The organism is Streptococcus mitis (genome assembly GCF_026782865.1).
Taxonomy (GTDB): domain Bacteria; phylum Bacillota; class Bacilli; order Lactobacillales; family Streptococcaceae; genus Streptococcus; species Streptococcus mitis_CG.
In genome coordinates, this window is sequence record NZ_JAKUXK010000003.1 from 1 (window position 1) to 12145 (window position 12145).

Below are 12145 nucleotides of genomic sequence, written 5' to 3' on the forward strand. Positions count from 1 at the left end.
GTGTCTTAACCCCTTGACCAACGGACCTGAGTTGTTATTTTCAACTCTTACTATTATACCCACTTTTCTAACTTTGTCAACACCTTTTTTAAACTTTTTATGTTTTTTTGTATGACTTCCTATTGAGTACGGATGTCAAACTCTTTAAACACAATACGTAAGTCTCTTAACACTCTTTGACGCCCTCGGAAGCGTTCATTTCTTAAGATGCGTTCTAACTCTTCTTGTTTGTCTTTACTTTGTTTGCTTCTATAATTTCTTAGTGTTTCATGAAAGAGATAATAATCATCTAGCCACAGACCTTCCTCACTTATACGATGACTAAGCTCACCTACTTCTTCATAGGGTTCTTTATCATATCTACGCTTTTGACTTTCTTGCTTACGGATATAGTCTAGAATTCGATTCCGGAACTTAGTCTTAAAATATTTCCTTAAACGAGGAATATCTTCTATTATTCCTTCTTCTCTACTAATCAATTCATGTAAGCAAATCATACCCTCTTGCTCCCAATCAGATAACTCCCATAAATGAAGGTAATATTCATTTCTACACTTATATACAATTCCCTGGACTTCTTCATATAATTCTTTAAGCATTATGTTCCCCTTTCTAAATACAGTTTAACAAATAAAGAAGCTAATTCGGTTATTTCCCCCATTCTGTTCCCTACACCGTCTCAACTGCACAAAAAAGAGAGGACATGCCTCTCTCAGGGTTATAATTCGTCATTCATTTTTGACTTCACTTCATCATAAGATAATGCATGTGATTCATCTTCTACAGTTTCAGGCATCTTTCCTGTTTCGTAAAGAGATTTAATTTGTGTACTATCCAATGTTTCGTATTTCAATAATGCTTCTGCAATCAACTTGTGAGTTTCACGCTTTGATTGGATAATTTCAGCAGCTTTATTTCGTGCTTCATTTAATAATGAACGAACCTCTTCGTCAATTTCATAAGCTGTTTGTTCTGAAATTGATTTTTGAGGACTCTGTGCACCAAACATGGCATGGTTTCCTTCATATTGTACTGGGCCAAGTTTTTCACTCATACCGTACTCTGTAACCATTGCACGCGCCATCTGTGTAGCTTGTTCAAAGTCGTTTGAAGCTCCTGTAGTTTGGACATTAAAGATAATTTCTTCAGCTACACGTCCACCCATTAAGCCAGCCAATTGCTCTTTCATATCTTCTTTAGATAGAAGCATTTGGTCTTCCTTAGGAAGTGCAATCATATAACCGCCTGCACGGCCGCGTGGTACGATAGTAACTTTATGAACAACACGGGCATTTGACAAAACTAGACCAACAATGGTATGTCCTGCCTCATGGTAAGCAACTAATTCACGTTCTTTTTGTGAAACTGTCTTATCTTTCTTAGAAGGACCAGCAATAACTCTGTCTTCGGCTTCATCAATATCCGAAGCATCAATTATCGATTTATTGCGACGAGCAGCAACTAAAGCCGCTTCATTCAAGACATTCTCTAAATCAGCACCAACAAAACCTGGAGTTTGTTGAGCAACTAATTTCAAATCTACATCTTCTGCTAAAGGCTTGTTCTTAGCATGAACTTTCAAGATTGCTTCACGACCTTTAACATCAGGGCGACCAACCAATACTTTTCTATCAAAACGTCCTGGACGCAAAAGGGCAGGATCAAGTACATCTGAACGGTTTGTCGCAGCGATAACGATAATCCCTTCATTTCCCTCAAAACCATCCATCTCAATCAAAAGTTGGTTCAAGGTTTGTTCGCGTTCATCATTACCTCCGCCGAGACCGACTCCACGTTGACGTCCAACAGCATCAATTTCATCGATAAAGATGATAGCTGGTGCTGCTTTTTTGGCATCTTCAAAAAGAGAACGAACACGACTAGCTCCAACTCCGACAAACATTTCTACAAAGTCAGAACCTGAGATACTAAAGAATGGAACACCTGCTTCTCCGGCGACTGCCTTAGCAAGTAACGTCTTACCTGTTCCCGGAGGTCCCTCTAGAAGGACACCTGCTGGAATACGGGCTCCAAGTTTTGTAAATCGTTTTGGATCTTTTAAGAATTCTACAACTTCAACTAGTTCTTGTTTTTCTTCCTCAGCTCCAGCAACATCTGAAAATCTTACTTTAATATCTTCTTTATTTGCAGCTTTAGCCTTACTACGTCCAAAACTCATCGGGTTACGGCTATTATTTCCTCCCATATTTCCCATCATCGAGAAGAGGAAGAAGAAGAGGATACCGAATGGCACAATGGATACAAGAATATTAATCCACATACCACTTGAACTTTCATGCTTAATAGTTACTTCCGCTTTATGGTCAGAAGCAAGTTTTTGTAATTCTGATACTGTAGTATCTGAAGGAAGAATGATGCTTGAAAATTTCTCTACTGTTGTAGTGGAAGGAGAAAAGAACTGAATACCTGTTTCTTCTTTACTTGTTTTAGGATTTTTATAGACACCCGAAACTTCGATAACACTGCCATTTGGTTGGTAGGTTAATTCTTTTACATTATCATCGGTAATTTCTTTTACCAATTCTGTATAATTAATTTGCTCACTTTTCCCTGCAACACTACCTGTACTAAAATACTGATAACTTGTAACTAGGAAAAAAATAAGTAATAACCATAGAAAAGGATTTTTAATTAAACCATTATTTTGTTTTTTCATTAAAAATTGTTCTTTCTAATTTGAATATACTTCTTCTTTCAATACTCCAACATAAGGAAGGTTACGATAGTTTTCTTTGTAGTCTAAACCATAACCTACTACAAACTCATTTGGGATAGTAAAGCAGGTATAGTCTGCCTCAATTTCTACAACACGTCCCTCTGGTTTATCCAACAAGGTTGCAATTTTAACAGAAGATGCTTCTCTTTCAATAAACATATCTCGCAAATTCTTCAAAGTTTGACCTGTATCAATGATATCTTCTACAAATAGAATATGTCTTCCTTTGATATCTTGAGTCACATCTTGTTTAATATTAATGACACCGCTACTTGCTGTCCCACCATGATAGCTAGAAACCATCATGAAGTCCATTTCAATATGTGTGTCGATATGTTTAATCAATTCAGCCATAAAAGGGATAGATCCTTTTAAAATCCCAACTAAAATTAGATTTTTTCCTGCATAGTCTTTAGTGAGTTGAGCACCTAATTTTTTAGCAGCTTCTGTAATTTCATCGTGTGAAACGAGAATTTTTTTAATATCATTTTCTAACATTTTTTTACCTATCTATTTTTTCTATATAAAGTACAGTGTTCATTATATCATTTTTCGTGTTTTTACTCAAATTACTGGTCGCAATTCCCAAAATTGAGACAATTTCACCAAATTGCTCAATAATCAGAGCTGATTTTCGCTTTTCCATAGGGATTTTCAAATCAATAAATAGACGTCTGAGTTTTTTTCTATGCCCATTTTGAATCAAAACATCTCCTGTTTTTCGATGACGAATGTGTATTGATGTTTCCCGTGAAACAGGTACCTGCTGAATTAATTCACCTTCTAAAGGAAGTCCAAAGGAAAATAAATAACCTTGGTAAGATACCTGATTTTGATAGTGTAACACAAGTTCATCTTCCTTTTCATCAGACTGAGGACTGATTTTACAAATCCGAAACTGTTGATACTCTTTTACTAATTCATAACCATTTTTAAGCGGATGACGATACTGGCTTTTAGTTTTTAAAATTTGCCGAACTTCTTCAAACTGAGCTTTTGTAAGATTCAAATCTGGAAAACGATTCAGATAAGTTTGAAGTAAAACTCTTTGTGTCGACTCAGAGTAAGAGAATAGCTGCTCTAAATTTTCTAGATCAATATTCTTAGATAATTCAGCTATAGCTAAGTCATAATCTAAAATTTCATTTCCGAGGCTTAAGATTGCATCTCTAAATCGAGGATTTTCTTTTTCTAATTCTGGTAAATAAAAGTTTCGAATACGATTTCGAAAATAATAATTTTCTTTATTTGATATATCTTCAAAATGAAAAATTGATGGGAAGTCTTTTTTTTGAAAATTCAAGAAGGGCCGAATCATTTCTATCTCTCCGACTACTTGCTTATCCTTAATTCCTGATAGATAGCGCAAACGAGTGCCTCGAATCAAACGCATTAAGATCGTTTCCACCTGGTCATCAGCATGGTGGGCAGTTACCAAGGCTGTCGCACCAGTCTTTTTCATTACCTCTTGAAAAAAATCATAACGAAAATGTCGAGCCCGCGCTTCTGAAAATTCTCCTGAAAAATTGCTGATATAAATAGGAAGTTCTGCTTCAGCAGCTAACTTCCTTAATTCCTGTTCTTCCCAATCTGATTCTACTCTCTGCTTATGATTCACATGGGATAGAATCAATTCAATTTCTAACTTTTTTTTATACGTAGATAACACCTTAAATAGAAACATAGAATCTAATCCACCAGAAAGAGCTAACACCACCTTAGTATGTTTTTTAAAATATCCTCTCTTGAGAAAATGATTTAAAAAATCTTGTTCCCTCATTTTAGAACCTCATAAACATCTTTGGCTATCTTAGAAATCATATCATAATCAGAATTCTTCGTAAAAATAGAAAGCACAAATGGAGAATCTGCATAGACAACACCCGTATCATGCTCAAATTCGTCCGCATCCCCAATTTTATGAGCTACCTTCACAGAAACACCTTTGGCAATTCGCTCATTATCAAAATCTGTTTTAGTCAAAGACTCTAGCACAAATCCATCTTGAACATAGATAGCTTCCATAACCTTCCCAGCCATTTTAGAAGAAATCAATTTTTCTTTTGAATCCCAATCATCTCCCATAATAGCAGACATCTTGGATTTGAATGTGGCATCAGATTGGTTTGAAATGTAATATCCCAATATGTTATGAGCTACATTATCAGATTCTTTTGATACTTTCATAATTAAATCTTTTAGAGAATATTCTTTATTATCCTCTTTTTTAGGGAGGCTACCACTTCCCTCTGGTTTATAAGAACCTGGAAAATCATTGACTGCAGATACGTATTTTACAGTCGTATCTAACTGATAAATCCCCTCATTTATTTTTTCTTGTGTATAGTAGAGATAAGGTAGTTTTAAAACACTAGCTGCATACATTTTTTCATCTTGATTGATACCAGCTTCTTTTCCAGTAGTCAGTTGCTTAACATAAATAGAGAAAGAATCTTTCTGATATTTTTCAGATAATATTTCTTGGACTTTACTCATCCGATTATCTTCTTCAGAAGTTGATTCTTTAGCTACCCATCCAGCCTGCTCAATATGTAGAAATTCTCTTCCTTCTACAAACATGGTCTTATCGATTGATACTTGCAAATAAGCTGATAAGGATGACTTCACTTCTTTTAAGTCATAAGGACTATTGTACAGTTTAAAATCAGATTCTAACCATACTTTTTTTATTGTTGGAGTTACCTCTGATTGATCATATAAAAATCGTTTGTCCGCAGCTATAAATTGATGATTTGATAGCTTAAATACTGGAATTCCTTGTTTATTTAAACGCCACTCGGTTATTTGAAAACTTGTTTTTGGAGTCAATTTTCCAGATTCCACTACTAAATCTTCATTAGCATAAACAGGAACCTCTCCATAAACCATGGGAGAACTTAATTTTTCTCTAAAATAAATACCAAAGTCAGATTGTGAAAGGTAATAAATTTCTTTCGAAGTATAGACGACTTCTTTTTCTGTGCTAACGACTTTTGAAATAGTCAAAAAACTCGGTAGCAACAAAATAATTAAGAATTTACGCATTCTTCCTTTCCTTTTCTTCTTGTAAACGCAATAGTTGATTTTTATCAGATAACTCTTCTAGTTTTTCATCCGATAGATTCAAAAATTGCTCAATTACGTCTAATAAATTTTCCATTTCATCACCTTGGAAGCAAGTCAGGAATCGTATAAACAGCTTCCTGATTCTTAGAATAATAATATTTTGCACGCATGTATTTAGCAGCGTAATCTTCATCTTTCAACTTTGTAGCAAAAGCTGTCTCTTTCTCCTTTTCCTCACTCAAGGTTTGATACTGAGTTTGCAAGTCTGATAACTGTTGACGTCTTTGGAGTAATTGGTGATAACTTTGAGCAAGATTATAAGTTGGTAAAATGAACAATAAAATCATCAAAATAAGAACCCAGCCCATGAAACGATTACGTTTTTGTCGTTCCTTCATCAGATAGCGACGACGTTGATGTTCATTTTGAATAAAAGAATTATTCAATTGTACGATATTTTTAGACATTTTCTTCTACCCGTGTTTCACTGATAATTTCATACATACCTGCTGCATCTTCTTTTTTTGTGCTATCTTTCATCTCCAGTACTTTTACAAGTAGCAACTTATTGCCAAAGCGAATTTCAACTTGATCATTAACTTTCAAATCCGTTGAACTTTTGGCCAAGATTCCATTTACCTTGATTCTGCCTTTATCTGCTACTTCTTTTGCGACTGTACGACGCTTGATAATTCGTGATACTTTTAAATATTTGTCTAATCTCATTTTTATTACCTCAAATTATTATTGTACCATTTTTATCCATTTTATAGAAGAAAAATGTTAAAGAGAATTGCCTTCTTTTGACTCTTTTATCTCTAATAAACTTTCTCCAAAAATGAGCAGACCTTCTAAAATTTCATAGTCCTTCTTGTTTCGGACATCAAATACAACTTCCATTAATCCCTTATTTTCAGCTATGGCTGCTTTTAGGTTTGTTGCAGATAAAGCTTTAAAATAATCTTGAGCTAAAAACAGTCGTTGAGTGACTTTTTCAAATTGAACTGTAATCTTATTCTCTTTTCTTTCAACACGTTGAACAAATACCTTGTCCAAGTATGACTTGACTAAACCAATCTCTAAAAGATAAGCAACCACATCTGGGTATTCTCCAAAACGATCCATCAGCTCTTCTTGTAACTCCTCATAATTGACACGGTTGTCAATTTGACGAATTTTCTTGTAAATTTCAATCTTATGTCGTTGGTCTGAAATATAAGTATCAGGAAGATAAGCATCAATTTGTAAAATCAATTCGGTATTTCCTTTGGTTCTTGTGTTCCCATTACCATGTCGTTTAGCAATAGCTTCCTCCAATAACTGCGAATACAATTCAAAACCAACAGAATCAATGAAACCAGACTGGGATTTTCCTAAAAGATTTCCTGCTCCGCGAATCGAAAGATCTCGCATTGCAATCTTAAATCCAGAGCCCAATTCTGTAAATCCTTTAATCGCTTCTAATCTCTTCTCGGAGACTTCACTGATTGATTTTTCTGGACGATACATGAGATAGGCATAAGCAATACGATTACTACGACCGACTCTTCCTCTTAACTGATACAAGGTTGACAAGCCCATATGGTCCGCATTTTCAATAAATAAAGTATTGGCATTTGGAATGTCCACCCCTGTCTCAATAATGGTAGTTGTCACCAAAATATCATACTGACCTTCAATGAAATCCAGTAGAGTATTTTCTAACTGAATTTCACTCATTTGCCCATGAACATAACCAATCGAAGCCTCTGGAATCAACTCCTGTAATTCGGAAACTTTCTGATCAATCGTGTCAACTTTATTGTAAAGATAGTAAATTTGACCTCCACGCTCCATTTCACGCAAGACAGCATCACGAATCACACTATCATTTTTTTCCAAAACATAAGTCTGAACAGGATAGCGATTAGTCGGCGGAGTTTCAATAACAGACAAATCTCTGATTCCCAACATAGACATATGGAGGGTACGAGGGATTGGCGTAGCTGTCAAGGTCAGGACATCTACTTGTTTTTTCAGTTCTTTCAAGGTTTCCTTATGCTTGACACCAAATCGCTGTTCCTCATCAATAATCATCAATCCCAAATCAGCAAACACAACATCTTTTGACAAAACACGATGGGTTCCAATCAAAATATCAACTTGACCGTTTTTCAATTTTTCAAGTGTTTCAGTCTGCTCTTTTTTACTTCTAAAGCGACTCAACACATCAATATTAACTGCAAAATTTTGGAATCGTTCCTTAAAATTCGTATAGTGCTGTTGCGCTAAAACCGTTGTCGGAACTAGAACGACAACTTGTTTGTGATCATTGACTGCCTTAAAGGCTGCACGCATAGCAACTTCAGTCTTTCCAAAACCAACATCCCCAACTAAAAGTCGATCCATTGGTTGAGAAGCCTGCATATCTCTCTTGATTTCCTCAACACTACGAAGTTGATCATACGTTTCAACATAAGGGAAGGCATCATCAAAAGCATGTTGATCCTCATCATCAGCTGAGAAAGCAAAACCCTTCAACTGGCTGCGTTCAGAATAAAGTTTAATTAAATCGTCAGCTATATCCTCTACCTGGTTCTTAACTTTTTGCTTGGCTTTTTTGAAATGACCATCATTTAATTTATTGAGTTTAGGTGCTTTACCGTCACTTGAAACGTATTTGGAAAGTAGATGAATCTGTTCCACTGGGATAGAGATTTGATCCCCGTTTTGGTATTGAACACTAACATAATCACGGTGAATCCCTTTGATTTCAATTGTTTCAATCCCTAGATATTGACCAATTCCATGGATATGGTGAACAACGTAATCTCCTTTTTCAAGTTCATTGTAATCTTTTAATCTCTCTGCGTTTGAAACGTGTTGTCTTCGAAAACGACGTTTCAATTTCTTTTGAAAAATCTCATATTCAGTTATCAATAAAACCTTTTCATCTACAAAATGAAAACCATGTCTGAGATTACCCTCGATTAAGTTTACAGATTCTTTACAAACACTTGACTTATCTCTGGAATCCAATTTAATCTGGTATTCCTCTAAAACATCCTCCAATGTTTTACTTCCCATTGAATTGCTAGACTGCAGGATAATAGTATAATTCATTTTTTTGTATCGCTCAATTTCTTCTTTTAGAAAAGAAAATTGATTGAAAAACTCCTGCATAGGATATTGATTAAATTGATAAATTTGGTCAAACTTGAGATTTCCTAACCCCTTTTGCAGATTAGAGAAAAAGGTAACCGGACTCTGTTTTTTATAGATTTGCTCTATATCAGCAAAATACTGCATCTCAGAAAATGCTTTACTGTTCTGTAATTCTTCTGTAAAGTATTGCGCTAATTCTCTTTCAAAGACTTCATACTGATTCATCAATTTCTGATAATCATCAAAGAATATTGGTATGTCTTTTTCAATATAATCAAAGACAGTCCATATCTTTTCATAGCACAAAGATAAAAACTTCCTAGAATCTAAATGAATTTGTTTTTGATGAAAACTTGAAATAATTTCTTCTAAGTATGATTTTAAAATAGGTGATAACGTTTTTGAAATTTGTTTTTCTAAAGCTGACTGACCTCGTTGATAATCCTTTTCTCTCAAAAGAATATCACTAGCTGGAAAGATAGTGAGTTCTGTCTGATTTTCTTTCGATAATTGTGTTTCGACTTCAAATGACCTGATACCATCAATTTCATCACCAAAAAACTCTATTCGGCAAGGTTCTAACTGGGATATTTCAAAAATATCTAAAATATCTCCTCGCAGACTAAATTCGCCTTGAGTTTGTACTTGTGTAACTTTTCGATAGCCAATTTCCTTTAACTGATGGATAAGCGCGTGTTGATCATATTCTTCACCAACTGAGATTTTTACAATACTATTTTTGAATACATTGGGAGACGGTAAAATCAATCGGCTTGCTGCGATATTACAAACTAAAATCCCTTTCTTATACGGATCAGTCAAAAAACGCAAGGCTTCAACCCGTGAAATGATTTTTTCTTGTGAAGACATTAAAAACTCGACTATAGGGGAGTCATCTACCAAAAATGGATAGACAAGTTCCTCACCCAAGATAGAGATAAGATCACTAACAATTCCTTCTGCTTCTCCATAAGTTGACGTCAACAACACAATCTTATCTTCTTTTTCTAGACTACTTGCAATTGCAAGAGCCTTAGTAGACGTTGATAAACCAAGTATTAGTTGTCTTTTCTTATCTGTCAGATTTTGATGCCATTTTTTGATCTGATTATTTTCTAAGAATAAATCTAATAAGGTCACCATTTATCCGTTATACCTCTGCATTGTTTTCTCAAAATTTTTCTCTTGTAAATAGTAGTTTACAGCATCGTCAACTTTGTCAATAGACTGTAAAATACCGATATAATCATCCTTGTCAAACTTACTCAAAACATGGTTAACAACTGACATGCCATTTTTAGGTCTTCCGATTCCAATCTTAACACGATTAAAGGTTTGGGTTCCAATATGTTGAATAATAGACTTGATACCATTATGACCACCTGCTGAACCTTTTGCTCTTAAACGAATTTTCCCAACTTCCATGTCAAGGTCATCGTAAATAACGAGTAAATCTTCAATATCCAAACCATAATATGTCAATAAAGCATGGACCGCTTTTCCACTTTCATTCATAAATGTCGTTGGTTTGACAAGATAAATTTTTTCTCCATTTAGGAAAAATGATGCTAGATCAGCTTGAAATATCTTATCGTGTGTAAATGTGACATTCTGTTTTTTCGCTAGTTGGTCAATCAACATAAAACCAACATTGTGTTTTGTTTCAAAATATTTATCTCCTGGATTTCCTAATCCTACAAGTAATTTGGTCATTTATTTTTCCTTTCAAAAGCCAAAAGGGTTGGAATTTTTTTCCAACCTAATTGACACTATTCATTAATTTTTTTTTAGACATTAAAGCGGAATTCCATAATATCGCCATCTTGAACGATATATTCTTTTCCCTCTTCACGCAAGCGTCCAGCTTCTTTTACAGCCTTTTCAGATCCGTATTTCACTAGATCCTCATATGACATAGTTACTGCACGAATAAATCCTTTTTCAAAGTCTGAGTGGATAATCCCAGCTGCTTGAGGAGCCTTCATACCACGTTTGAAAGTCCAAGCACGAACTTCTTTTTCACCAGCTGTGAAGTAAGTTCCCAGTCCAAGTAAGTGGTAAGCTGCACGAGTCAACTTGTCAACGCCTGATTCTGTCAACCCAAGTGCTTCAAGAAACTCTTGCTTGTCTTCATCTTCTAACTCAGAAATTTCTTCCTCAGCACGCGCAGAAATAACGACTACTTCAGCATTTTCTGTCGCTGCGAATTCACGAATTTGTTTAACATAGTCGATAGAGTCAGGATCTGAAACCACATCCTCGTCCACATTCGCTACATAAAGAACTGGTTTAGTCGTCAACAGGAAGAGACCTTTGACAACTTTTTGTTCTTCATCTGTAAACTCGATTGTACGAGCTGATTTTCCATCTTCAAGGACTGGTTTAATCTTTTGAAGAACATTAAATTCTGCTACAGATTCTTTATCTTTTTGCGTACGTGCCATCTTTTCTACACGCGCATAGCGTTTATTGACTGATTCTAAGTCAGCAAGAATCAATTCCAGGTTAATGGTATCAATATCCGCAAGTGGATCCACAAAGGCATCTTCACGTCCTTGCTCGCGCATGACATTTTCATCATCAAAAGCACGAACTACATGAACAATCGAATCTACTTCACGGATATTGGCCAAGAATTTATTTCCTAGTCCTTCTCCTTTTGAAGCTCCTTTTACAATCCCTGCAATATCTGTAAATTCAAAAGTTGTTGGAACTGTCTTTTTAGGAGTAATCATTTCAGTTAGTTTTTGGAGGCGTTCATCTGGAACTTCTACCATTCCAACGTTTGGATCAATCGTCGCAAATGGGTAGTTTGCTGCCTCTGCTCCTGCTTTTGTAATTGCATTAAATAGTGTTGATTTACCAACGTTTGGCAAACCAACGATACCTGCTGTTAAGGCCATATTTTCTCATTCTCCCTTTTCATTTCAATCCCTAATATTATAACACAAAAAGGGAAAACTTGCTAACCCTCTAACTAAGGGTTATCAGTCAATAATTTTATTCATTTTTCGATCAAAATCATAGCGTCCCATCATAATAACATGGTCACAATTACTGCACTTTATTTTTATATCTGCCCCTACACGTGTAATTTCCCAACGATTTGCTTTTTTACCTGTTGACTTGATTGTACAAGCGTGTGGTTTTTTCATCTCAACAAAATTTCCAACTTGATACATACTACTCTCCTTTTCT

At 35.2% G+C, this 12145-nt stretch carries 12 protein-coding genes; all 12 read right to left on the reverse strand.

All coding sequences use genetic code 11. The features are described 5' to 3' along the window. Positions 1–119 precede the first annotated feature (119 nt). The 12 genes from MK482_RS00635 to MK482_RS00690 all read right to left on the reverse strand — a co-directional run bounded on the left by MK482_RS00635 (position 120) and on the right by MK482_RS00690 (position 12129). Positions 120–599, reverse strand: a complete 480-nt coding sequence (locus tag MK482_RS00635; protein WP_268717716.1) for a sigma-70 family RNA polymerase sigma factor — start codon at positions 597–599, stop codon at positions 120–122. A gap of 119 nt (positions 600–718) precedes the next feature. Beyond that, entirely contained in the window at positions 719–2677 is a 1959-nt protein-coding gene (gene ftsH / locus MK482_RS00640) for an ATP-dependent zinc metalloprotease FtsH (RefSeq protein ID WP_268717717.1), read from the reverse strand. Positions 2678–2692: 15 nt separating this feature from the next. Further along, positions 2693–3235 (reverse strand): hypoxanthine phosphoribosyltransferase, encoded by a 543-nt coding sequence (gene hpt, locus MK482_RS00645; RefSeq protein ID WP_214617270.1) that lies wholly within the window; start codon positions 3233–3235, stop codon positions 2693–2695. 4 nt (positions 3236–3239) lie between these two features. After that, positions 3240–4517, reverse strand: coding sequence for a tRNA lysidine(34) synthetase TilS (gene tilS, locus MK482_RS00650; protein WP_268717718.1), 1278 nt, complete (start codon positions 4515–4517; stop codon positions 3240–3242). Continuing rightward, positions 4514–5782 carry a serine hydrolase gene (locus MK482_RS00655; protein ID WP_268717719.1) on the reverse strand — a complete coding sequence of 423 codons (1269 nt, stop codon included), beginning with the start codon at positions 5780–5782 and terminating at the stop codon, positions 4514–4516. Before MK482_RS00655 ends, tilS begins: the two co-directional genes overlap by 4 nt. Further along, positions 5775–5897, reverse strand: a complete 123-nt coding sequence (locus MK482_RS00660; RefSeq protein ID WP_268717720.1) for an SP_0009 family protein — start codon at positions 5895–5897, stop codon at positions 5775–5777. Before MK482_RS00660 ends, MK482_RS00655 begins: the two co-directional genes overlap by 8 nt. Before the next feature lie 4 nt (positions 5898–5901). Next, positions 5902–6270 carry a septum formation initiator family protein gene (locus MK482_RS00665; RefSeq protein ID WP_268717721.1) on the reverse strand — a complete coding sequence of 123 codons (369 nt, stop codon included), beginning with the start codon at positions 6268–6270 and terminating at the stop codon, positions 5902–5904. Beyond that, positions 6263–6529, reverse strand: a complete 267-nt coding sequence (locus MK482_RS00670; protein ID WP_001234978.1) for an RNA-binding S4 domain-containing protein — start codon at positions 6527–6529, stop codon at positions 6263–6265. The genes MK482_RS00665 and MK482_RS00670 overlap by 8 nt, the downstream gene beginning before the upstream one ends. A 57-nt stretch (positions 6530–6586) precedes the next feature. After that, positions 6587–10090, reverse strand: coding sequence for a transcription-repair coupling factor (gene mfd, locus MK482_RS00675; RefSeq protein WP_268717722.1), 3504 nt, complete (start codon positions 10088–10090; stop codon positions 6587–6589). After that, positions 10091–10660: an aminoacyl-tRNA hydrolase gene (pth, locus tag MK482_RS00680; RefSeq protein WP_268717723.1), complete on the reverse strand. Its 570-nt coding sequence runs from the start codon at positions 10658–10660 to the stop codon at positions 10091–10093. Positions 10661–10734: 74 nt separating this feature from the next. Continuing rightward, on the reverse strand, positions 10735–11850 hold the full coding sequence (ychF, locus tag MK482_RS00685; RefSeq protein ID WP_268717724.1) for a redox-regulated ATPase YchF: 1116 nt from the start codon (positions 11848–11850) through the stop codon (positions 10735–10737). A gap of 84 nt (positions 11851–11934) precedes the next feature. Next, positions 11935–12129, reverse strand: a complete 195-nt coding sequence (locus MK482_RS00690; RefSeq protein ID WP_000285185.1) for a DUF951 domain-containing protein — start codon at positions 12127–12129, stop codon at positions 11935–11937. Between the last annotated feature and the right edge of the window lie 16 nt (positions 12130–12145).